Annotated in this window: 22 protein-coding genes and 1 pseudogene; 17 read left to right on the top strand and 6 right to left on the bottom strand. The window is 60.5% G+C overall.

Features of this window, described 5'->3' with window-relative positions; translation table 11 throughout:
• The 3 genes and pseudogenes from QZ326_RS01775 to QZ326_RS01765 form a co-directional block, all read right to left on the bottom strand.
• A partial coding sequence (locus QZ326_RS01775) for a G5 domain-containing protein (RefSeq protein ID WP_295740596.1) occupies positions 1-906 on the bottom strand: 906 nt, incomplete at its 3' end.
• Between the two features lie 470 nt (positions 907-1,376).
• Positions 1,377-2,540 carry a DUF4179 domain-containing protein gene (locus tag QZ326_RS01770; protein ID WP_295740600.1) on the bottom strand — a complete coding sequence of 388 codons (1,164 nt, stop codon included), beginning with the start codon at positions 2,538-2,540 and terminating at the stop codon, positions 1,377-1,379.
• A 269-nt stretch (positions 2,541-2,809) separates the two neighbouring features.
• Positions 2,810-3,106 (bottom strand): annotated as a pseudogene (locus tag QZ326_RS01765) (sigma factor); the annotation flags it as partial.
• A 748-nt stretch (positions 3,107-3,854) separates the two neighbouring features.
• Here QZ326_RS01765 and QZ326_RS01760 point away from each other — a divergent pair.
• The 3 genes from QZ326_RS01760 (at position 3,855) to QZ326_RS01750 (ending at position 7,660) form a co-directional block, all read left to right on the top strand.
• Positions 3,855-4,799, top strand: a complete 945-nt coding sequence (locus QZ326_RS01760) for an IS256 family transposase (RefSeq protein WP_295740594.1) — start codon at positions 3,855-3,857, stop codon at positions 4,797-4,799.
• 245 nt (positions 4,800-5,044) lie between these two features.
• Positions 5,045-7,009, top strand: a complete 1,965-nt coding sequence (locus tag QZ326_RS01755; protein ID WP_295740593.1) for a methyl-accepting chemotaxis protein — start codon at positions 5,045-5,047, stop codon at positions 7,007-7,009.
• A gap of 213 nt (positions 7,010-7,222) precedes the next feature.
• Positions 7,223-7,660, top strand: coding sequence for a hypothetical protein (locus tag QZ326_RS01750; RefSeq protein ID WP_295740591.1), 438 nt, complete (start codon positions 7,223-7,225; stop codon positions 7,658-7,660).
• A gap of 383 nt (positions 7,661-8,043) precedes the next feature.
• Here QZ326_RS01750 and QZ326_RS01745 read toward each other — a convergent pair whose 3' ends face one another.
• Complete coding sequence (locus QZ326_RS01745; RefSeq protein WP_295740590.1) at positions 8,044-8,490, bottom strand: GNAT family N-acetyltransferase; 447 nt, start codon at positions 8,488-8,490, stop codon at positions 8,044-8,046.
• 68 nt (positions 8,491-8,558) lie between these two features.
• On the opposite strand from QZ326_RS01745, the gene QZ326_RS01740 reads away from it, so the two are divergent.
• The 10 genes from QZ326_RS01740 (at position 8,559) to QZ326_RS01695 (ending at position 16,820) form a co-directional block, all read left to right on the top strand.
• On the top strand, positions 8,559-8,744 hold the full coding sequence (locus QZ326_RS01740) for a hypothetical protein (protein WP_295740588.1): 186 nt from the start codon (positions 8,559-8,561) through the stop codon (positions 8,742-8,744).
• Positions 8,745-9,007: 263 nt separating this feature from the next.
• Entirely contained in the window at positions 9,008-9,442 is a 435-nt protein-coding gene (locus tag QZ326_RS01735; RefSeq protein ID WP_295740586.1) for a ribonuclease Z, read from the top strand.
• On the top strand, positions 9,423-10,148 hold the full coding sequence (locus QZ326_RS01730) for a DNA/RNA non-specific endonuclease (RefSeq protein ID WP_365328019.1): 726 nt from the start codon (positions 9,423-9,425) through the stop codon (positions 10,146-10,148). Before QZ326_RS01735 ends, QZ326_RS01730 begins: the two co-directional genes overlap by 20 nt.
• On the top strand, positions 10,148-10,840 hold the full coding sequence (locus QZ326_RS01725) for a PolC-type DNA polymerase III (protein WP_295740584.1): 693 nt from the start codon (positions 10,148-10,150) through the stop codon (positions 10,838-10,840). Before QZ326_RS01730 ends, QZ326_RS01725 begins: the two co-directional genes overlap by 1 nt.
• A gap of 213 nt (positions 10,841-11,053) precedes the next feature.
• Positions 11,054-11,671, top strand: a complete 618-nt coding sequence (locus QZ326_RS01720; protein ID WP_295740582.1) for a TetR/AcrR family transcriptional regulator — start codon at positions 11,054-11,056, stop codon at positions 11,669-11,671.
• A gap of 59 nt (positions 11,672-11,730) precedes the next feature.
• Positions 11,731-13,338: an efflux RND transporter periplasmic adaptor subunit gene (locus tag QZ326_RS01715; RefSeq protein ID WP_295740580.1), complete on the top strand. Its 1,608-nt coding sequence runs from the start codon at positions 11,731-11,733 to the stop codon at positions 13,336-13,338.
• Positions 13,339-13,345: 7 nt separating this feature from the next.
• Entirely contained in the window at positions 13,346-14,086 is a 741-nt protein-coding gene (locus QZ326_RS01710) for an ABC transporter ATP-binding protein (protein ID WP_365328014.1), read from the top strand.
• Entirely contained in the window at positions 14,083-15,336 is a 1,254-nt protein-coding gene (locus QZ326_RS01705) for an ABC transporter permease (RefSeq protein WP_295740578.1), read from the top strand. The genes QZ326_RS01710 and QZ326_RS01705 overlap by 4 nt, the downstream gene beginning before the upstream one ends.
• A gap of 147 nt (positions 15,337-15,483) precedes the next feature.
• Complete coding sequence (locus QZ326_RS01700) at positions 15,484-15,975, top strand: RNA polymerase sigma factor (RefSeq protein WP_295740576.1); 492 nt, start codon at positions 15,484-15,486, stop codon at positions 15,973-15,975.
• Positions 15,972-16,820, top strand: coding sequence for an anti-sigma-V factor rsiV (locus QZ326_RS01695; RefSeq protein ID WP_295740574.1), 849 nt, complete (start codon positions 15,972-15,974; stop codon positions 16,818-16,820). Before QZ326_RS01700 ends, QZ326_RS01695 begins: the two co-directional genes overlap by 4 nt.
• Positions 16,821-17,038: 218 nt before the next feature.
• Here QZ326_RS01695 and QZ326_RS01690 read toward each other — a convergent pair whose 3' ends face one another.
• Both QZ326_RS01690 and QZ326_RS01685 read right to left on the bottom strand, forming a co-directional pair.
• The gene (locus tag QZ326_RS01690) at positions 17,039-17,965 is read right to left on the bottom strand and encodes a SufD family Fe-S cluster assembly protein (protein WP_295740572.1); all 927 of its coding nucleotides are present in this window, start codon (positions 17,963-17,965) and stop codon (positions 17,039-17,041) included.
• Positions 17,962-18,702, bottom strand: a complete 741-nt coding sequence (locus QZ326_RS01685) for an ABC transporter ATP-binding protein (protein WP_295740570.1) — start codon at positions 18,700-18,702, stop codon at positions 17,962-17,964. Before QZ326_RS01685 ends, QZ326_RS01690 begins: the two co-directional genes overlap by 4 nt.
• A 225-nt stretch (positions 18,703-18,927) precedes the next feature.
• On the opposite strand from QZ326_RS01685, the gene QZ326_RS01680 reads away from it, so the two are divergent.
• The 4 genes from QZ326_RS01680 to QZ326_RS01665 all read left to right on the top strand — a co-directional run bounded on the left by QZ326_RS01680 (position 18,928) and on the right by QZ326_RS01665 (position 21,553).
• Entirely contained in the window at positions 18,928-19,554 is a 627-nt protein-coding gene (locus QZ326_RS01680; protein WP_295740569.1) for a ferritin-like domain-containing protein, read from the top strand.
• 83 nt (positions 19,555-19,637) lie between these two features.
• Positions 19,638-20,318 carry a DUF2461 domain-containing protein gene (locus QZ326_RS01675; protein ID WP_295740567.1) on the top strand — a complete coding sequence of 227 codons (681 nt, stop codon included), beginning with the start codon at positions 19,638-19,640 and terminating at the stop codon, positions 20,316-20,318.
• Positions 20,319-20,400: 82 nt separating this feature from the next.
• Complete coding sequence (locus QZ326_RS01670) at positions 20,401-20,880, top strand: hypothetical protein (protein ID WP_295740565.1); 480 nt, start codon at positions 20,401-20,403, stop codon at positions 20,878-20,880.
• Positions 20,881-20,968: 88 nt separating this feature from the next.
• Complete coding sequence (locus QZ326_RS01665; protein ID WP_295740563.1) at positions 20,969-21,553, top strand: hydrolase; 585 nt, start codon at positions 20,969-20,971, stop codon at positions 21,551-21,553.
• Positions 21,554-21,557 lie beyond the last annotated feature (4 nt).

Raw genomic sequence — 21,557 nt, 5'->3', positions numbered from 1 at the left:
GACGATATACATCCGGGTCCCCAGAGGGATCACTTTTTTGTCCACAGCCACAGTGCCCACCCGTACGGTGGTGCCGGTAGCGGTGCAGTAGTCCGCGCCGCCGTAACCGGCGGTATAGGCGGTGGCGGTCATGTTCTTGACGCTGGAGAAGCTCAGCTTTTCGCCGGATGCCAGAGTCAGAACGCCGCTGCCGTCTGTGTTGGGGGAGATGCTGACAATGGGAGAGTCGTTGGAGGGGAAGGCTGCGGGGACAGGTTTGGCAGGAGCGGCGGTGCCGTATTCCACGATTTGGTCCACGGCGGTGCTGTCCAGCTCCTCCACAAACTGGCGGGCAATCTCCTGGCCGTTGGACCAGACTACCTCATAGATGGAGCTGCGGATGCCGTCCGAGCCCTCCTGGACTACCTTCTCCGTGCCCTGCTCCATCTGAGGATTGGCTACCCGCACGGTCTCAAAGGCAACCTCTTCCACCACGTGCTCGTAGTAGGCCAGGTCCGATGACACCGTAATCTCTACGCCGCTGTCGGTGAAGTCGATGCCCACCATCTCCAGCGGGCCGGGGACGATGTCCAGGCGCCGCAGGGTTTTGAGAATGGATTCCTGCCGGGATTTGGTGGTGAAGGTATCCCCGTCGTGGTGAACGGTGACCACCTGACCGAGACGCAGGTACACGTCGTAGCCCTTGCTGCCGTTGGAGGTGTAGAGCAGTTTGCTCTCCAGCTCCGGGGCCTTCCCGTTTCCGTCCAGCACGATGGCCGCGTCGTCCACACCGCTGACGAGATAGATGCCCGCGGCCCGGTTCGTGAGGACCAGGGCGGTGCACAGGACGATGGCCGCCGTAAAGAGATTGACGCCGCTGCGTCTCCAAAATTCGTACAGTTTTTTTCGCAGAGTCTGTGTGCTCACAAGCATACCTCCTGAAAAAGATTCCCGGCCCAGGTGCTCTCCAGGGGGAGGGCAAACTGGACTGTAACTTTTGTTACCGGCCGGGAAACTGCATTCAGTATACACACAACTCCCACTTTTGTCAAGGTTTTGGCGTTAAAACAGGATGTTGAGACCCACTTTCGGCGAAAAAAGACGGGATACGACAGGAAAATCCTGCATGGAGAAATGCGAAAAGTAACAAAATGGTGACAAAAGCGGCGGCGGGCTCAGGTCCCGGAACAGGGAAAAGCGTCCCGGGAGGACTGCCTCTGGGACGCTTTTATGGCTGGGTTTTTGTTGGATCAATGGTGAAATGCTCAACAGTGAGAGATTTTTTAGCCGGTCAAGGCGATTTGACGCCGCCATACTTTGTGTATGGCAAGGAAAATCAACGCATAGCATCAGAAAAGGTCCGTTGATTGGGCGTTTTGACACTTTTCAAACGCCGCCTAATCCTGCCAGGCCCAGGCGTAGGGGTGCCACAGGCCGCTGGTAGTCTCATAGGGGGCGTTTTGCAGGTAAATTCGGAGGGCGCCGCCGTCATGGCACTGGAACTCCGCCGCCCACAGGCGGTCGGTTTTCAGCAGGTGTTCATAGTGGAAGCCGTCTTCCCAGCGGATGCTTCGGCCGCTCTCGGCCTCCAGCCGGGAGGCGAAGGCGAGCAGGGTGTCCTGGGGGTCAAAGGAGCTGGTGCTGTGGCCTTCGGCGACCTCCGCCAGCTCTGCATCGGAGAAGGTATCCAGCAGGGGAAAGGTCACCCGCCAGCGTCCGTCCACCCGGGCGGCGGCAGTGGAGAGGTCTCCCAGAAGGGCGCAGTCCGTCAGTGTCTCCCGGGAGACCTCAAAGACAAATTCCTGATAGTCCCGCCGGTCCGGCATGTCTGGTGAGGCGGTAAAATAGACGACATAGAGCGATTCCACCGGATTCCCGTCTCCGTCGGACAGCCATAGCCAGCCGTGGTTGTCCAGCTGAGAGGCGTTGCCCCGGCAGACCTGTACATGGAACAGGCCGTCCACATATCCGGCGGCTGTGACGGTTAGCCTCTCCGCCGGAACAGCCAGAGTCTCGCCGGGAACCAAAACCCGGGTGGAATCCAGCAGGGGCCGGCTCCGGTCATCAGAGATGCCGCCGCCGGTGAAGGCGAAGCCCGCGCTGTCCGGAGCCATTGCCGCGGCGTCTCCAGCGTAGTCTTTCAGGCGCAGGGGAATTTCCACATCCGTCTGCTTGGTCTTGCCAGTGAGGAAACCGTCTACGGAGAAGGTCATTTTCCCGCCGGTGGGGATGGGGGAACCGTCCATGGTTTTGGCGGTGCAGAGGAAGGCGGCGGTGCGGGACTCCTCGTCATACCCCACCCGCTGGCAGCAGCCAACCCGGTCAAAGGGCAGGTGGAAGTTATAGCTGTCAAAGAGGTCGCAGGCGCCGTCCACTGCCTCGCCGGAGAGGGTGATGTACGCCTCGGCGGTGTCGCCCCCGATGCGGACGGCGGCCACCTCCATGGTGACGCCGTTGTCCGTGCAGGACCGCTGGACCGGCTGAAAGAACTGGGCAGCGGCGGGAGAGATGGCGTAAAGCGCCCCTCCACCGTCCGTGCCCAGCTGACCCGGGCCCGCCAAATGCTGGCCCGGCTGCTGAAGGAGGAGTTATGAATTTTTCTGAAACATATAAACGAATCAACGCCCCCATTGCCCCCTCTCCTGTCCTGATTGAAAAAACCCTGGCAAAAGCCCTCCGCCGCGTCTTTCCCATCCGCCGCCTGGCCGCCATGGCCGCCGCGGCGTCGGTACTCCTGTGTACCCCCGCCCTGGCAGCCCGGACGGAGCCCGGCTACCGGGCGACGGTCCAGGATTCGGGCGGTCTCCTCCGTGCCGCAGCCCTCGTAATAGTAGAGGTGGATGACGGAACGGTATTTGGGCGGCAGCTGTGCCAGCGCGGCGTCCAAGCCGGATTCCTCCGGCTCATTGTAGGTGTAGACGTCCTCCAGGGGGACGGTTCGCCTCCGCCAGGGAGAGGCAGCCAGGCCTTTGGAGCAGTTGGCCGTCACCCGCAGGAGCCAGGCCCTGCGGTGCTCCTCGCTGGCAAAGGACGGGGCGGCGCGGTGGTAGCGGAGGAAGACCTCCTGAAAGACGTCGTCGGCGTCATGGCGGCTGCGGAGCTGGGCGTATGCCAGCCGGTAGACCATCGTGCCGTATTGCTCTACGGCGGATTCTGTGTCCATTTGCTCCCGCCCCTGGTGTTTATGTGGTTTGCAGAGCGCTCTGTAATTAATACTCTTCTACGATAGAAAATGCTGCAAAGGTGAAAAAATTTTCAGAAAACGATGTGCGGCCCCTGCTTCTGCCAAAGCGGGGCCGCACATCTATAAAGAAGGAAAGGAGAAACAAGTGCGCGGACTGCCGCGCACGGGAAAACAGGAGGAGGGGGGACCCTGCGCCACAGGGAGACGGCAGGATCCCCACCATCACAGGAGAAACACATCGGGGAGTAGAAATAAATAACGCAAACGTTTTCAAGAAAATGGAAATAAAATCTCCAACTTTGCCATTGGGAATGACGTTATTATGTGACAACATGTGTAAAAAGTCAATAGGGTTCCGCAGAATTCCACATTAGGCACAAAAAACGAAAAATACAGCTGTGCGGTTTCACGATATAAAATGAAAGCGTTTGCGTAAAATGGTGAAAAACTTCCATTTTATCTTTTGTGTTGATATATGCCTATAAATTTTTCCCATTGCCAAAATGGCTGAATGGAGCCCCCTAAAATTTCGTGTAAAAGACGGACTTATGCAGTATAAAAGACTTCGGCCCACTCAAGAATGGAAATAACAACCAATTCAAGATGGGAGTCGAAGAAAAATGGCGAAAGCGCCGCAGGAAGTACCAAAAGAGCACGTGAAAAGCCAGCAGTTCAGCACACCACGGAGATTATGAGCGCGATGAAAGAGATGTTCCGGGATGTGATCCAGACGGCCATGGAGGTGGAGCTGGGGAGGGAGCGCTGCCAGCGGGCGGAGGCGTCGGAGACGGCGCCCAACTACCGCAACGGCTTCTCCCGGAAGACGGCGAAGACGCAGCTGGGAGAGGAGGAGATCAAGGTTCCCCGGGACCGGAACGGCAGCTATAAGCCGAAGATTATCGGCAAATACAGCCGGAACGCGGACGTCATGATGAACGCCATCCGCTACAAGGTGAAGGAGGACCGCCGCTATGTGACCAAGGCCGTTTGTGTGGTTCCGGGCATCACCATGGACGGCACAAAGGACATCCTGGGCGTGTGGACCGGGGAGCACGAGAGCAGCAGATTTTGGCGGAATGTGCTGAATGGCCTCAAATCCAGTGGAGTTTTGGACGTATATCTGTTGTGTACCGATGGCCTATGCGGCATGGTGCAGGCCATCCGGGCGGTGTATCCCCAGAGCCGTCTGCAGCGCTGTATCATCCATCAGATCCGCGCCTCCACCCGCTTTGCCAGCTGGAAGGATAACAAAAAAGCAGTGGCTGGCCTGAAGAAAATCTACACCGCTGTGACCCTGGAGGAGGCGGAGGACACCCTGCTCCAGTTCGGGGAAATATGGCGGAAACAGTACCCCTCTTGCGTGAAAAGCTGGGAGGAAGACCGGGAAGTTTTGAGCGTTTTCTATAAATATCCGCCAGAGATTCGGAAGACCATATACACGGCCAACATGATCGAGGGCCTGAACCGCCAGTTTCGCCAGATCACGAAAAATAAGCCCAGCTTCACCAGCGATGATTCCCTGCGCCGGATGCTCTATCTGGCCGCACAGCGCATCACGAAGCGCTGGCGGACCAGGTATCAGAACCGGGACCTGGGCCTCAGCCAGCTCATGTCCGCTGACCGGGCCGCAGGCTGAGCCCTCCCTTTAGAATATCCCGGCGGTCGGGACAACGTGTTGGGAAGGGCTTCAGCCTACCACTCTGCACGGTTTCCTCTGCTCCGCCCGTTGGCTTTGTCGAATCTCGCTTAATGCTTATGGGCCGGTGCCCGGCGATCGCGCAGAAATGATTGACAAGAAACTGGTTTGGCTCATATAATAGGGGATAAGATCCCCAAAGTTCGGGACCGCAGTTCAGTTATCAAAAATTGAGGTGCAGAAAGATGAAGAGTATTCGAAAGAAAATCACAGTGAGCCTGATGGCGACCGTTCTGGCCGCTCTGGCGGCGGTAGGCGCGTCCAGCATTGCACTGAATTACAGGAGCACCATCGTCACGGTGGAAGCAATGATGAGCGAGACCGCTGTGCTGGCAGCGGAGCGTATTGAGCAGGAGCTCAGCGCCTATAAGAACGTGGCCATGGATACAGGCCGCATCACCCAGTTGTCCAATGCGATGATGTCCCTGGAGGAGAAGCGCACCGTGATCGACGAGCGCGTCAGCCTGCATGGCTTTCAACGGGGCAATATCATCGGCACGGACGGCATCAGCATCTTTGACGGCAAAGACTACTCCGACAGGGAGTATGTCCAGCAGGCCATGAGGGGGAACGTCTACGTTTCCGAGCCCCTGGTCAGCAAAATCACGGGGGAGCTCTCCATCATGGTGGCCGCGCCGATGTACTCAGAGCGGGGGCAGATCGCGGGGGTGGTCTATTTCGTGCCGCCGGAGACCTTTTTGAACGACATCGTCTCCTCGATCCGGATCAGTGAAAATTCCCGGGCCTATATGATCAACAAAAACGGCGATACCATCGCCGACGTCACTCTGGACACCATCACCACGCAGAACGTGGAGCGGGAGGCCCAGAGCGACAAGACGCTGAAGCGGCTGGCCGCCATCCACGCGGAGATGCGCCAGGGGAAGAACGGCTTTGGCAGTTTCTCTAACGAGGCGGGCCCCTGGTTTGCGGCCTATGCCCCGGTGGACGGGACCGACGGCTGGAGCGTGGCTGTCACCGCCATGAAGAAGGATTATTTGGCCGATACATATTTCAGCATGCTTATCAGCCTGCTGGTGATTGTGGCGTCCATCCTGGCCTCCGTCGCGGTGGCCGTGAAGCTGTCCGGCAATATCAGCATTCCCATGCAGGCCTGCGCCAGGCGGATGAAGCTGCTGGTGGAGGGCGATCTGGAGTCCCCGGTCCCCCAGGCCAGCGGCCAGGATGAGACCGCGGAGCTGACCCGCTCCACGGCGGAGATGGTGGCGGGTCTGAATACCATTATCAATGACATCGGCTATCTGCTGACACAGATGTCCCAAAAGAATTTCGACATTCAATCCTCTCACCGGGATGCCTATGTGGGCGACTTCCAGAGCATCCTGATATCTATGCGCAACCTGAAGGTGGAGCTGAGCGGCACTATGCGCCAGATCAACGCGTCCGCCACGCAGGTTTCTGCCGCCGGCGGCCAGGTCTCCGCCGGGGCTCAGACCCTGAGCCAGGGCTCCATGATGCAGGCCAGCTCCGTGGAGGAATTGGCGGCTACCATCAATGATATCTCCGACAGCGCCAGGAAGACCGCCGCCGCCGCCGAGGAGGCGGGGCACTTCGTGGGCCAGGCCGGCGGCCATCTGGGTACAAGCGTGGAACATGTGAAGGAGCTGAACGCGGCCATGGAGCGGATATCCAGCTCCTCTCAGGAGATCTCCAAAATTATCGCGACCATCGAGGATATCGCCTTCCAGACCAATATTCTGGCCCTGAACGCTGCGGTGGAGGCCGCCCGGGCCGGCAGTGCCGGCAAGGGCTTTGCCGTGGTGGCTGACGAGGTGCGCAACCTGGCCGCCAAGTCTGACCAGGCCGCCAAGGCCACCAAGGAACTGATTGAGGGCTCCATCGCCTCCGTTGCCGAGGGCAGTCAGGCGGTGACCTTGGTTACTGAGGCCCTGGAGAGAACCAGCGCGTCCGCCGGGCAGGTCACCACGCAGATGGACATTGTGGTGGCGGCTGTGGAGAACCAGACCACCGCCATCGCTCAGGTCACCGAGGGCGTGGACCAGATCTCCTCTGTGGTGCAGACCAACAGCGCCACAGCCCAGGAGAGCGCCGCGGCCAGCCAGGAGCTCTCCGCCGAGGCCGCCAGCCTCAAGCAGCTGGTGGATCAGTTCACTCTGGCCAGAGACTGACATCTCTTCCGTAAGCGCCTGAGGACGCCGCCGCGTGTTCTGCACCGGCTGAATGGGGGCGCGGGATACCCCTCTGTAAGAGGCCTCTCCGGCAGGAGCCTCCCGTTCTTTTTTCTCATCAGAGCATTCGGACCGGCAGTTATCGAAGCGGTAACTGCCGGTCTGAATTGGAGGGCAGATATAGAGCCAAAAAATTTAGAGCAAGTAAAGAAATTGATAAACGAGATGGACGGTTACAGCCAGGAAGGACCTCCTTCGGAAGAACAGGTGCGGCAAATGCGGCATCTGACTGGCATTGACTGGACAGCGGAAGAATTGTGGCAGCACTGTTTTGAGTATACAAGCAGGGCCTCGCTGGAGGAAACCGCATATCTCATGTTTCACAAGGAGTACCCGCCTGTCTGTGAGGCGGATCTTGCCTTTTGGAAATGCCGGCCAGACATCTCCCTGGACGAAAGGGCGGTATACGAAACATATCGTTTTGGAAGAGGTGCGCTAAAAACCTTAGAGCCCTTGCCGCTGGAAAAAAATAGAGAAAATCTTTTCGGACTGGGAACGGGACTTTGCCGCGGAACGGGATGGAAAAAGCTGGCGCTTTCGCTGTTCAGAGCAGGCGGACGATTGGGCGAATACGCATTTTTGGATTTTTGAATATGGCCGGGAGACAGAGGCACAAAGGGAGCATCAGATGCTATGTTTCGGCTGCCATAATATGAGTGAGGAACAGATCCATAAGATCTTGGAGTGTATGGGAAGATTTCAGTGTCCGCTGCAGATCCGGGAGGAGCGAAGAGCTGAGAGCAATTCCCCAAAATACTGAGAAAAGTTCAGCGGTCCGGGAAACGCATAGCTGCGTTGCCGTCCTTGGCGGGCGTCAGCCCGCCCGCGTCCTGTGCCTTGCTCTGCATTCCCCGTCCCCGCTTCCTTTTTTCTCATGATTTCTGGGAACTGTTCTGGGAGAACAGAGCCCAATCAGTGTATACAGATTTACGGGAATCAGTGCCGTTTGAAGAGATACGCCCAGGTGAGGCCCCTTACAGTTCCATGGCGAGGTACGCCATATCTGTCAGCTGCCGTCCCGCCTCATAGATGGGGTGATCGTAGTGGTCCGTAAAGAAGTTTTTTACCCGGTGGCTCTCTCGAAAGCCCAAGCGCTCATAAAAGGGGATGGTCAGCGGACTGTCCCCGGTGCCTGCCAGCAGCCGTGTTCCCCGGCCCCGGCAGACGGCGGCGATGTGTTCCACCATGGCCCGCCCATAGCCCTGGCGCTGGCTGCGGGGCTCCGTGGCCAGATTTTTCAGCTCGAAGACGCCGCCGCCCTCATCGGTGACGACGGCGACAGTCCGAAGAACTCCGCCGTCGTACAGGGCCAGCAGGGTTCCCAGGTCCAGGTAGCGGGCGATCATGTCCTCCTGTTCGTCCCCCAAAAGCAGCAGGGGGAGAAAGGACCGCTTGTTCTCCAAAATTTGACGGATTTCCATGAAAAAATACCTCCCAGTCACATGGCGCTGATATTCTCCGGGCAGAATAATCCCGGAGGTGAGTGCTGATGGATGAATTTCCTGATTATCTCTGTTTGACAGATCTGCTGGATCAGGATCTGTCCTCTTACGAGTATTTCCAGACCCTGGCGCCGGAGGTCCAGACCGCTCTGCGGCGGGAGGACGGCAGCGTGGGGACGCTGGATGAGCTCCAGGCCCGGGCGGAGCATCTGCGCCGGTCCGGCCTGTTTTGAGGCGGGCTGCAAATAGATCTGGAAGATTTTTTACAGCCTGTGCGGCGTCCCGGGAGGTCTCCCGGGGCGCCTTTCCCATATCCGCCGGGATGCCGCCGCACAGGGTGGAGAGTCTCTGCCATTCTGCCACGAAGGGGCTCAAATTGCAAGAGAGGTTGGGAATTTTCCGCGGCTTTATGGGGGAAACCGTTGAAAAATGCCGGCGCAGATGGTACTATGGAAGACAAAGCCGGATTTGGCGGTATGTGGAAGGAGGAAGGCCCTTGATTATCGCGGTTTGTATCGATGGACGGGGCGGTATGCTGTTTAACAGGCGGCGGCAGAGCCAGGACCGGAGCCAGCGGGAGGATCTGCTGCAATTTTGTGGCGGACGGAGGCTTTGGATCGCCCCCTACTCTGCCCCGCTCTTTGGAGAGCGGACGGGGATTGAGGTGGACGAGGAATTTTTGACCAAGGCGGCAGAGGGGGAGGTCTGCTTTGTGGAGAATCTGCCCATTGCCCCCTTTGCGGAGCGGATCGAGGCCATGGTCCTCTACGATTGGGACCGGGCTTATCCGGCGGACGTCCACCTGGATTTGGACCCGGCAGCGGCAGGCTTTACATTGAAGGAGGAGCGCTCGTTCCCCGGCACCTCCCATGAAAAGATCATTCGGAAAATTTATGAACGGGAGGCGGCACATGGCGAAGAGGAGGAGTAAGCGGGAGTGGACGCCGAAGCGGATTGCCCTGGCGGTTCTGATTATTGCGGCGGCCTTGGCGCTGCGCTATCTGGAGGTGCAGCTGTATGATGCGGAGCCGCCGGTGGCAATCACGGAGATTCCCGCCTATGACGGCACCCCCTATACGGCGGTCAACGGCAACGTCCCCGGCTTTACGGAGGAGGAGCTGACCACAGAGGCCTTTGAGCTGTACAGCGAGCTGGACAGCCTGGGCCGGTGCGGCGTGGCCTACGCCAACATCTGCCAGGAGCTGATGCCCACGGAGAAGCGGGAGGACATCGGCCGGATCAAGCCCACGGGCTGGCAGTCGGTGCAGTACGGCAACGTGGACGGCAGGAGTTTGTATAACCGCTGCCATCTCATCGGTTTTCAGCTGGCAGGGGAGAACGCCAACGAGAAAAACCTCATCACCGGCACCCGGTACATGAACGTGGACGGGATGCTGCCCTTTGAAAACCTGGTGGCGGACTATGTGAAAGAGACTGGAAACCACGTGCTCTACCGGGTGACGCCAATATTTGAGGGCACGGAGCTGGTGGCCCGGGGTGTGCAGATGGAGGCCATGAGCGTGGAGGACGGCGGCGAAGGCGTGTACTTCAACGTCTATGCCTACAATGTCCAGCCCGGAATCGGAATCGACTACGCCACCGGGGACAACTGGCTGGAAGAACGGGAGGCCGCCTGATGGAGGAGCTCTGGCGGCAGTTTGACCGCATTGTGGTCTTCGACACGGAGACCACCGGCATTGAATTTGGCAAAGACCGCATCATCGAGCTGGGAGCGGTCAGCCTGGAGGCCGGGGCGGAGGCGGACAGTCTGGACGTGCTGATCCGCCTGCCGGAGAGGCAGACCCTGCCGCCCTTCATTGTGGAGCTGACGGGCATTACCGACGCCCAGCTTCTCTCGGAGGGTGTGGAGGAGCGGGAGGCGGCGGAGGATTTCTGCCGTCTGCTGGAGGGCTGTGCGCGGCCGCTTCTCGTGGCCTACAACGCCCAGTTTGACCTGAACTTTCTCTACCACTTCCTGCGGCCCTGCGGGCGGGTGGGCGTATTGGGCCCGCCCCGGTTTCTGGACGCTCTGACGGTGTACCGGGACCGGCGGGACTATCCCCACAAGCTCTGCAACGCCATTGAGGCCTACGGCCTGGGGAACACGGCGGTGAACAGCCACCGGGCAGTGGATGACGCCAGGGCCACAGTCCAGCTGCTGGAGGCCATGGCGGCGGAGCGGGACGACCTCGTGCAGTACATCGATCTCTTCGGCACCCATCCCAAGTATGGCCTCTCGGGCCGGCGCATCTCTTCGGTGACCTACCGGCCTCAGCCCTATCAGCGGACGAGGCCCCTGTATGAACTGGGATGGGACGGTAATTTGTGAAAAAACTGTAAAGAATGGGATTGCCCTCTTGAAATGCGACAACCTGTCGGGTATGATACCTGACAGGTTGTCGTATTATTTTAGGGAGAGATGAAAAAACTTCTTGACCTTCCCCCTGGCGGAAGCTGTAAACTTTGGATCAATCTTCCGGCGGATTGAAGAAAACGGCGGCCCTGTTTCGTTATATGTTGTTTAGAGAGAGGAAGAGAGGCTATGCCCAGCAATACGTTTTTGAACCTGCCGGAGGATAAGCAGACCCGGCTCATGGACGCCGCCTCCCGGGAGTTTTCCGCCAAGCCCTACAACGAGGTATCCATCAACAAGATCATCCAGGACGCGGGCATCCCCCGGGGCAGCTTCTATATGTACTTCCAGGACAAGGAGGAGCTGTTCCACTATCTGGTCCACGGTTATGTAGAGCAGCTGCTGATGGTGCTGGAAGAAGCGCTGCTGCGGGAGAGCGGCGATGTGTTCGTGGCGCTACGGACCCTGTTCGATTACGTGTGGGAGAAGCGGCAGGAACAGTCCCTGGGCGGCATGGGGGCCATGTCGGCCATCATCAGCCGCAACGGCGGCATGCAGCGGGGAGCACTGCTGGACCTGCTGGACTCCGGCGAGGCGCTGGAGCGGCTGCGCCAGTCCGTGAACCCGGAACTGTTGGATCTGCGGCGGGAGGGAGACTTGGACCGTATGCTGGCGGTGCTGCTGTCCGTCACGGGGCCGCTGCTCTATGCCGGCATAGAGGCCGGAGATGCTCCCGGCTACCGGGAGCATCTGGATGGGATATTGGAGATTTTGCAGAGGGGCATGGCGAAGAATCAGGACGCATGACCGGGCGTTTTGAGGACTGCTGACAGCCCCAGAGTATCAGAAAGCGAGGAGAACAAGACATGAAAAAGGAACTGATGGAAGAGCGGGGAACGGCCCCGGAGGAGACCGCGCCTCAGGCGGAGAAAAAGCGGATCTTTCCCAAGGGAAAGAAGCCCCGGCGGCGCAGGCTGATCGCGGGGGCGGCGGTGATTTTGGCGGCAGCGCTGGTTGTTACTCGCCTCCAGCAGGGAGGCACGGCCCAGGCGGGGGCCAACTACCAGCCGGTCCCCGTCACCCGGCAGGACATTACCGTGACGGTCTCCGGCAGCGGTACCCTGGTTCCGGCGGACGCCTACAACGTCTCCACCCTGATCTCCGGGGCCATCGAGGAGGCTCCCTTTGAGGAGGACGACCTGGTGGAGAAGGGGACGCTCCTGTACACCTTGGACAGCGGCGACGCCCAGAGCTCCGTCCAGCGGGCCAACATCTCAGCGGCCCAGGCCCGGCTGAGCCTGGAGCAGGCCCGGGAGGCCCTGAACCCCACCGCACCCATTACCGGCATCATCAACGAGGTCTTCGTCCACAACGGGGACAGCGTCACCGCCGGGACGCCCCTGGCCAAGATCATGACCAGCCGGGACCTGTCTATTGACTTCCTGTTCCCCTACGTGGCGCCCTCGGAGTTCTATGTGGGCCAGAGCGCCACTGTGTTTGTTGGGGACTTTGTGGACTCCGTTCCGGGCACTGTTGAGGCAGTGTCCGACTCCACCGCCGTCATGAGCAACGGCCAGGAGGGCAGTTCCGTCCGGGTGAAGATCACCAACCCCGGCGTGTTGTCGGACAATTTCAAGGCCTCCGCCGCTATCGGCAGCTATTGCAGCTATGGGCAGGCCACGGTTTCCATGGCCGGTACCGCCACGGTGTACTCCGTGGGCAGCGGCACGGTAACGGGCTTTAACAAGCTGGCGGGCAGCAATGTCACCAAGGGCGAGGTGCTGTGCACCATCGAGTCTGAGGCCAACCGGGCCCAGGCGGAGAACGCCCGGCTGAGCGCTGCCAGCGCCAACCTCTCCGCCGGCAGCGCCGCCGACAACCTGGATGACTACCGCATTGAGTCTCCCATCTCTGGTACGGTGATTGAGAAGAAGTTCAAGGCCGGAGACAAGGTGGACGGCGCCGCCTCCGGCACCCTGGCCATCATCTACGACATGAGCTATCTCAAGGTGGAGATGAATGTCAACGAGCTGGACATCGGTAAAGTGCGGGCCGGACAGACCGTGGAGATTACGGCGGCGGCCCTGATGGGCCAGACCTTCCAGGGCACTGTGGAGCGGGTCAGCGTCAACGGCACCACCACCAGCGGCTTTACCACCTATCCGGTGACCATCGTCATCGAGAACTACGGCGAGCTGAAGCCGGGCATGAACGTCTCTGCCACCATCATGGGAGAAACGGTGGAGAATGCCCTGTGCGTGCCCGTGGGCGCCGTGAACCGGGGCAATACGGTCCTGGTCCCTGGCGAGGGCGCTATGACCGAGGACGGCGCCGCTGTGGCGGACCCCTCTAAACTGGAGGAGCGCCCCGTGACATTGGGTAAGAGCGACGACGCGTACATCGAGATCACCTCCGGTCTGTCGGAGGGAGAAACCGTGCTGATTCTGGACCAGACGGCGGTTATGGGAGGCTGAGGGTCAAGTGGAGCATCTCATCGAGCTGAAAAATGTCTATAAGATCTACCAGATGGGCTCCGAGGAGGTCCATGCCCTGGACGGGGTGAATATCACCATCGACCCAGGAGAGTTCGTGGCCATCGTGGGCCAGTCCGGATCCGGCAAGTCCACGGCCATGAACATCATCGGCTGTCTGGACGTGCCAACCTCCGGCACCTACCACCTGGGCGGCACCGACGTCTCTACTATGGATGACGACCAGCAGGCGGAAATCCGGAACAAAATGCTGGGTTTTATCTTCCAGCAGTACAACCTGATCCCAAAGCTGACCGTGCAGGAGAACGTGGAGCTGCCCCTGCTGTACGCCGGTATCTCCGCCGAGGAGCGCCGGGAGCGGGCGGTCCGCTCCCTGGGGAGGGTGGGCCTTGCCGAGAAGCGGAAGAACCTGCCCAGCCAGCTCTCCGGCGGCCAGCAGCAGCGGGTGTCCATCGCCCGGGCCCTGGCGGGGGACCCCTCCGTCATCCTGGCCGACGAGCCCACTGGCGCCCTGGACTCCCGCACGGGACGGGAGGTGCTGGGCTTCCTCCAGAAGCTCAACGAGGAGGGGGATACGGTGGTCCTCATCACCCACGACAACTCCATTGCGGTCAAGGCCAAGCGCATTGTCCGCCTCCAGGACGGACGGGTCATCTACGATGGCGACGCCGGCGATCCCAAGGCCGTGGTGCGGCCGGAGGACGCCGGAAACGAGGAGGTGGGGGCATGAGCTTTACCCAGTCCTTCAAGCTGGCCATCAAATCCCTGCGGACCAGCAAGGCCCGGGCCATTCTCACCATGCTGGGCATCATCATCGGCGTGGCGGCGGTGATCGTCATCATCTCCCTGGGCAACGGCCTCACCGGCATGGTGGAGCAGCAGGTGGAGAAGGTGGGCATTAACCAGATCTACGCCTACAACTGGGGCTTCGGCGGCGGCGCCCTGGCCCTGGACGCCCAGGATATCTACGACCTGGTGGAGGAGCGGCCGGATGTGTTTGTGGGCGTCACCCCCTGGGTCAGCGCCGGCAGCGGCGCCCGGAAGGGAAGCGAGAAGTACGAGAAGACCAGCATCTACGGTGTCAGTGAGGCCTTCTACAACCCGGAGCTGTCCACCACCCTGGACGGGGACAAATTGGCAAAGGGACGCTTCCTGGGCTATGTGGACGTACTCCAGCGGAGCAATGTCTGTGTCATCGGCGCGTACTTGGAGGAGAACGCCTTCCATGGCGACGCCCTGGGCCAGGGGATTATCGTGGGCGGTGTTCCCTACACCGTCATCGGCGTGATGAAGCAGGGCGGCGAGGTCATGGAAGAGGGCGGCGGCGACGACTTTGTTTACATCCCCTATGAAAACGCCCTCCAGCTCTCCGGCACCCGGCAAATCCAGCTCTTCCAGCTCACCTGCACCTCCCGGGAGACCTCCGGCCTCGCCAAGGAGCTTCTCACGGAACTGATGCTGGACTTCTACGGCGAGCAGTACAGCGACAACGGGCAGACCTTCTACATCCAGACCATGGCGGAGCAGGTGGCCATGATCAACGGCATGATGGGCGTGGCCATGGCGGTGCTGGTGGCCATCGCGGCGATCTCCCTGCTGGTGGGCGGCATTGGCATCATGAACATCATGCTGGTCTCCGTCACCGAGCGCACCCGGGAGATCGGCATCCGCAAGTCCCTGGGGGCCAAGCGGCGGGACATCCGGCGGCAGTTCGTCATCGAGGCCGGCACCACCTCCGCCATCGGCGGGCTGCTGGGTATCGGCTTCGGGTTTTTGATGGCCACGGGCATCGGCGCCATTATGGGAGGGATGCTGGTGCAGTCCATGGGGGTCAGCGGCATCACCTTCAACGCGGTTCCCACTTTCGGCGCCATCGCCGTGTCCTTTGGTGTGTCCGTGGGTATCGGTGTCTTATTCGGCTACCTCCCCGCCAACAAGGCCGCCAAGCTCAACCCCATCGACGCTCTGCGGTACGACTGAGGGCTGCTGGGCACACAAGCCCGAAGGCATTTCCGTAATAGAGGAAAAATTCCGGTGAAAATTTTTCGCCGGAATTTTTATCTTTTCAAACTTTTTCCGCTCCGTCATCGTCTATAATACAGAACGACACAGAAGGGAGGTGTGTGCATGGCGTCTTTGAAGGAGGAACGGCTGGAATCGTATCTCGTCGGCGGACAGGAGCGGTTTTACCGTCTGGCGTACAGCTACCTTCGGGACCGGGAGGAGGCCCTGGACACGGTACAGACTGCCGTCTGCCGCTGCCTGGAGCGGCGGGACAGCCTGCGGGATGAGGCGGCCCTGGGGACCTGGTTCACCCGCATTCTGGTGAACGCGTGCATGGATCTGCTGCGGCAGAGAAAGCGGGTGGCCTTCGTGCCGCCGGAGGTCCTGGACGCCGGCAGCTACGAGGATCCCCTGCCGGAGGACGGTACCCTGGCCGACCGGGTGAACGGCCTGCCTCCGGAGGCGCAGACCGTGGTGAAACTGCGGTTCTACGAGGATATGACCCTCCGGGAGATCAGCGAGGTCACCGGCTGGAACCTGAACACCGTCAAGAGCCGCCTGTACGCGGGATTGAAAAAACTGCGGGTATCACTGGAAGGAGTGACATTAGAATGAACGAATTCAGAAAAGCCAGGGAGGACTATGAGGCCACCCCCATTCCGCAGGAGCTGGAAGACCGGGTCCGGGCGGGCATCCGCCAGGGGAAGGCCAATTACCGCCGCCGGCGGTGGCGGAAGTACGCCACAGGGGCCGCCGCCTGCCTTGTGGTGCTGGTGGGGGCGTTGAACCTGTCGCCCACCGTGGCGGCCGCGGCGGCGGAGGTGCCAGTGCTGGGCGGCCTCTTCCGGATCCTCACCGTGCGGGACTTCCACGGGGAGGAGGACGGTATCAACTATGACATCAGCGTCCCCGGCGTGGAGGCGGAGGGCGGGCTTGCCCAGCGTGTCAACGATGTGATCCAGGAGAAGGTGAACGCCCACCTGGCCAAGGCTCAACAGGACTGGGAAGACTACAAGGAGGCCTTCTTCGCCACCGGCGGCACCCAGGAGGAGTGGGGCGGCCGGACCATGGATGTCGTTGTGGACTACGAGGTCAAGAGCCAAACGGACACCCGTCTCTCTTTTGTGGTGACCTTTGGCGAGGGCTGGGTGGCCTCCATGGAGGAGACCTACTGCTACAACCTGGACCTGGCGGAGGCCCGGGACATTACTCTGGCGGAGCTGCTGGGGGAGAATTGGGTGGAGCGGTGCAACGAGACCGTCCGGGCCGGAATTGCCGCCAGCGTGGATGAGGAGGGCTTCACATTCTTCTTCGCGCCGGAGGAGGGTGGCTTTGCCACGGTGGACGAAAACACCGCCTTCTATATCCGGGAGGACGGCGTGCCGGTGCTGGTGTTCCCCAGGTACTCCATCGCCGCCGGTGCGGCGGGAAGTCCGGAATTCCCTGTAGAAGGGGAATAAGCGAAAAGGAACGGGAGGGAACCGAAGCGGTTCCCTCCCGAATTGTATGTGGGCTCAATAAAGGCTGGCCGGATTAAAGTGGTTTCTTTGCTGGCGCCGCAAGGGCTTGTTTAATTGCCCGGCCCCGTGGCGAGTAAAAGTTCTCTTTTACTCAGGAGTATAAGGGCCTCTAAACGCCAGAGCCGTTAAAAGGCTCTATATCGTCCAGGAAAAGGCACTCAGGCCAGGAAGCCTTTGAGGATGCAGTCCTCGGCCTCCTCCTCAGTGAGGCCCAGGGTCTCCAGCTTCAAGAGCTGGTCGCCGGCGATCTTGCCGATGGCGGCCTCGTGGACCAGCTGGGCTTCGGTGCAGTTGGCGGTGATGGCGGGGATGGACTTGATCTTGGCGTCCCCCATGATAATGGAGTCGCACTGGACATGGCCGAAGCACTGGGCGTTGCCCACCATCCGGGGATAGAACACCTGGTGGGACTGGTCCTGGGCCACGGAACGGGAAATCACCCGGCCCTTGGAATCCTCTCCGTCCAGAATGATTTCCATGTCGCTTTCCGCCGTCTGGTCCCCGTGGGTCAGCAGACGCTCCGTGACCACGGCTTCGGCTCCCTTGCCGCAGACGATCTTCGTGGACCGTTTGGTGGAGTCGATGCCCCGGATCTGGACGGTCTCCATCTGGATGGAGGCCCCCTCCTCCAAGTAGACCACCGTCTCCGGATTCATGATCCGGCCGCCCTTGCCGTCCCCCTCGCCGTAGTGCTTCTCCGTGTACTTCACTTTGGAGTTTTTGCCCACGTGGAAGGTGTGGACGCCGTCGTGGCGGCTGGTCTGGTCGCCGCAGTTGTGGATGCCGCAGCCGGCCACGATGTCCACATCGCAGTTTTCCCCGATGTAGAAGTCGTTGTAGACCATCTCCTCCACGCCGGATTTTGTGATGATGACGGGGATGTGGCAGGTCTCGCCCACAGTGCCGTCCTTGACGCGGATGTCGATGCCGCTCTTGCCGTCAGTCTTGCTGATGATCTCGATATGCTCCGTGGACTGGCGGCCGTCGCAGCCGCTGTCCTTACGGATGTTGAAGGCCCCTACGGGCTTGCCGGTGAGGTCCGCGATCTTTTCCAATAACGCGCGGTCAATCCCGGTGTCCATCATAGCGCGTTCGCCTCCTTTGTCAGTACAGGGCAGCCGCCCAGGGTATCCGCCAAAATCTGGGGCAGAATCTCGGAAGCCGTGCCCCGGTGGCGGATTGTGCCGTCTCCCACCACAATGACCTCGTCCGCCAGAGAGATGATGCGCTCCTGGTGGGAGATGATGATCATGGTGCCGCTGCCCGCTGTGTGGATCTGCTCAAAGGTCTCCGTCAGCCGGGCGAAGCTCCAGAGGTCGATGCCCGCCTCCGGCTCGTCGAAGATCATCAGCTGGGCGTTCCGGGCCAGTATGGAGGCGATCTCGATTCGTTTGACCTCGCCGCCGGAGAGGGACACGTCCACCTCCCGGTCCAGGTAGTCGTTGGCGCACAGGCCCACCCTGGTGAGGTACTGGCAGCATTTGTCCTTGGAGAGCTTTTCCTCCCCGTGGGCCAGGGTCAGCAGGTCCCGCACCGTCAGCCCCTTGAAACGGGGGGGCTGCTGGAAGCCGTAGCTGATGCCCAGGCGCGCCCGCTCCGTGATACCCAGGGATGTGATGTCCTGTCCGTTCCAGAGGATCTGGCCGGAGGTGGGGGTTACCAGGCCCATGATGATCTTGGCCAGGGTGGTTTTGCCGCCGCCATTGGGGCCGGTGAACACCACCAGGCGGTGGTCCGGAATCGTGAGAGAGATGTCGTTCAAAATGCCCAGCTCACCGTCCCCCTCCCGGACGGAGTAGCTGATGGACTTGAGTTCCAGCATGTTTGGAACCTCCTCAGAATGTGAATTTTAAAACGTATTTATTGTACCAGATATGTCAGAATAAGACAACATATCAATAAAATAGGTTTTTAATCAAAAATCTGAATTACGAAATGTAGTGTACCCCGTTTGACAGAATTTTACCTGTAGCAAATGTCACAAGGAACAAAAAAATCCGCCGGCGCATAGGATGGGGCGCAGACGAAGAGCAAAGGAGTGGCTTTTATGGCGCAGAATCTACATAGTCCTGAGGTGTATGACTTCCGGCGGTATGACCGGGTGTGGCAGCGGGTGGCCCCGGATCTGGAGCCCTATCCCGGCATGAATGCGGCGGCCGTGCCCGCCCGCCAGTCCCAGACAGAGCCGGCGCCTGCCGCGGCTTTGGCCCGGCAGGAGAGCCAGCTGCCCGGGGCCGCCCAGGACCCCTGCTGCATGGGCAGCGCGGCGGCAGAGATGCTGGAGGTACTTACTGGGTTTATCGAGGAGGAGCTGGCGGACCGGCGGTACTTCCTGGCCATGAGCCGCCAGGCCCCCTCCTGGGCCCGGCAGCGGCTGCGGGACATTGCCGCCGACGAGGGCGCCCACGCCCGGCGTCTCATGGCGGCCCACTACCTCATCACCGGACAGTGCTACCGGCCGGCCATCGCCAGCGGTACCATCAGTATCGGGCGCTGGTGTCCGGCCCTGCGGGAGCGGTATCATATGGAGGCCTGCAACGGGCTGAACTACGCCCGCTCCGCGGACGGCACCACAGACCCGTGCCTCAGTAAGCTCTTAAACGAGCTCAGTGCCGACGAGTACCGTCACGCCGGGGAGCTGATGACCATGCTGGAGCGGGCCATCCAGGGGTAAAAAAGGGAGCGGGGTCATTGACCCCGCTCCTCTTTTTTGCTATAATCGGCAGGAAAACCGAGCAGTACAGGGGAGATAAAACTATGTTTACCGGATTTACAGACGAGACTGTGGACTTCATGTGGGGCATCCGCTTCAACAACGAGCGGACATGGTTTGAGGCCCACAAGGAGGTCTACCTGACCCATTTTTACCGCCCTATGTGCGGCCTGGCGGACGAGCTGTACGGCTTCATGCTGGAAAAGCGTCCGGACTGCGGATTGATCCGCAAGGTGACCCGCATTTACCGGGACGCCCGGCGGCTCCATGGCCGGGGGCCCTATAAGGAGAGCCTGTGGCTTTCTGTGGAGCAGGCGGGGGAGCAGTGGACCGCCCGTCCCACCTTCTGGTTTGAACTGATGCCGGAGGGCTGGAGCTACGGCATGGGCTACTGGATGCCCAAGCCGGCCACCATGGCCAAGCTCCGCGCCCGTGTCACCCGGGACCCCAAGACCATGGAGCAGCTGACACGGAAGCTTGCGGGGCAGGCGGAGTTCACCCTGGAGACGCAGGACTACAAGCGGCCCAGGTGCGCCGCGCCGTCGGTGGTGCTGGAGCCCTGGTTTCAGGCCAAGTCCTTCACCATCATCCACCAGGACAAGCTGACGGAGGAGCTGTTCAGCCGGGAAATCGTGGCGCGTCTGAAAACGGGTTGGGAGTTTCTGCTGCCGTATTATGACTATTTCGCCACCCTGGACGGAGATCCGGACCCCGCGGCGGAATAAACCGGCCCCGTCCTGCGGGCAGTTCCGGCGCCGCTCCGCTGATTTCACCTTTTTCCGTGGGAGCCCTGAGAGGAGAGGTCCAATGAATGAGCGTTTTTTTGACTGTTTACAAAGCAGAGGGTGGAAGATCGAGCGATACGGGGGACCGGCCTCCGGTGTTCCGGGGACACTGCGGAAACGGTATCCTGCTGCCGAACAGTGGTTTGCGTGGATTGACGGTGTGAAATCCGCTGTCAGCGGCGATGAGACAACATGGCTCCTGTGTGCGGAGGATTATGCCGGACAGGGCGGGACGGCGTTCCGGTGGAACGAATGGGAGCTGCTCAGCTTGGAGAGCGCGGCTGGAGACCCGGCCTGGGAGGCGGAGATCCGGTGCTTTTGGGACGCGCATCTTCCCATTATCATGTCAGTGGCAGAAGGGCATTATTCCTACTATGCCATCTCTGCGGCGGACGGCGCGGTGGTGTCCGGCAGTGAGCCGGAGTTTGAGAGCTGCGAAGCGGCCGCCGCTTCCCTGGAGGCATTTTTGGAGAAGATCTCAGGGGGCGGTGTTTTGCTGTGATCCCTGCTTGCCTGCGAAAGGGTTGAAAATCCAGCTGTAACCGTCTATACTGTTCAATATTAAGACTGACAATAAAGGAGCGATTACGATGAAAACCTGTCCCGGCCGGGCGGCAGCCCTGGCACTGCTGAAAAAGTACAACTCAGAGCCTTTCCATATCCAGCACGCACTGACGGTGGAGGGCGTCATGCGGTGGTACGCGAACGAGCTGGGCTATGGCGGGGAAGCGGACTTTTGGGCCGCGGCGGGCCTTCTCCACGATGTGGACTTTGAGAAGTGGCCGGAGGAGCACTGCAAGAAAGCTCCGGAGCTGCTGGCGGAGATCGGCTGCGGTGAGGAGCTGGTCCACGCCGTGTGCAGCCACGGCTACGGATTGTGCTCCGATGTGGAGCCTGCTGAGGAGATGGAGAAGGTCCTCTTCGCGGCGGATGAGCTGACGGGCCTCATCGGCGCGGCGGCCCGGATGCGCCCCAGCAGGAGCTGCCAGGACATGGAGGTCAGCTCCCTCAAGAAGAAGTTCAAGGACAAGAAGTTTGCCGCCGGCTGTTCCCGGGATGTCATCAAGGAGGGCGCGGAGCGGCTGGGCTGGACCCTGGAGGAACTGATGGAGAAGACCATTTTGGCGATGCGGTCCTGCGAGGAGAGCGTGTCCGTGGAGATGGCGGCGCTGTAAAAGG

Origin of the sequence: uncultured Oscillibacter sp., assembly GCF_910587525.1 — a bacterium.
Taxonomy (GTDB): domain Bacteria; phylum Bacillota; class Clostridia; order Oscillospirales; family Oscillospiraceae; genus Oscillibacter.
This window is presented reverse-complemented; position numbering and strand designations above follow the sequence as displayed.

Bases quoted from the DNA above. Each gene is read 5' to 3' on its own strand.
- QZ326_RS01760 (WP_295740594.1), top strand. From the start codon at position 3,855: ATGAGCGCGATGAAAGAGATGTTCCGGGATGTGATCCAGACGGCCATG.
- QZ326_RS01755 (WP_295740593.1), top strand. From the start codon at position 5,045: ATGAAGAGTATTCGAAAGAAAATCACAGTGAGCCTGATGGCGACCGTT.
- QZ326_RS01745 (WP_295740590.1), bottom strand. From the start codon at position 8,490: ATGGAAATCCGTCAAATTTTGGAGAACAAGCGGTCCTTTCTCCCCCTG.
- QZ326_RS01740 (WP_295740588.1), top strand. From the start codon at position 8,559: ATGGATGAATTTCCTGATTATCTCTGTTTGACAGATCTGCTGGATCAG.
- QZ326_RS01730 (WP_365328019.1), top strand. From the start codon at position 9,423: ATGGCGAAGAGGAGGAGTAAGCGGGAGTGGACGCCGAAGCGGATTGCC.
- QZ326_RS01725 (WP_295740584.1), top strand. From the start codon at position 10,148: ATGGAGGAGCTCTGGCGGCAGTTTGACCGCATTGTGGTCTTCGACACG.
- QZ326_RS01720 (WP_295740582.1), top strand. From the start codon at position 11,054: ATGCCCAGCAATACGTTTTTGAACCTGCCGGAGGATAAGCAGACCCGG.
- QZ326_RS01715 (WP_295740580.1), top strand. From the start codon at position 11,731: ATGAAAAAGGAACTGATGGAAGAGCGGGGAACGGCCCCGGAGGAGACC.
- QZ326_RS01705 (WP_295740578.1), top strand. From the start codon at position 14,083: ATGAGCTTTACCCAGTCCTTCAAGCTGGCCATCAAATCCCTGCGGACC.
- QZ326_RS01700 (WP_295740576.1), top strand. From the start codon at position 15,484: ATGGCGTCTTTGAAGGAGGAACGGCTGGAATCGTATCTCGTCGGCGGA.
- QZ326_RS01695 (WP_295740574.1), top strand. From the start codon at position 15,972: ATGAACGAATTCAGAAAAGCCAGGGAGGACTATGAGGCCACCCCCATT.
- QZ326_RS01690 (WP_295740572.1), bottom strand. From the start codon at position 17,965: ATGATGGACACCGGGATTGACCGCGCGTTATTGGAAAAGATCGCGGAC.
- QZ326_RS01685 (WP_295740570.1), bottom strand. From the start codon at position 18,702: ATGCTGGAACTCAAGTCCATCAGCTACTCCGTCCGGGAGGGGGACGGT.
- QZ326_RS01680 (WP_295740569.1), top strand. From the start codon at position 18,928: ATGGCGCAGAATCTACATAGTCCTGAGGTGTATGACTTCCGGCGGTAT.
- QZ326_RS01675 (WP_295740567.1), top strand. From the start codon at position 19,638: ATGTTTACCGGATTTACAGACGAGACTGTGGACTTCATGTGGGGCATC.
- QZ326_RS01670 (WP_295740565.1), top strand. From the start codon at position 20,401: ATGAATGAGCGTTTTTTTGACTGTTTACAAAGCAGAGGGTGGAAGATC.
- QZ326_RS01665 (WP_295740563.1), top strand. From the start codon at position 20,969: ATGAAAACCTGTCCCGGCCGGGCGGCAGCCCTGGCACTGCTGAAAAAG.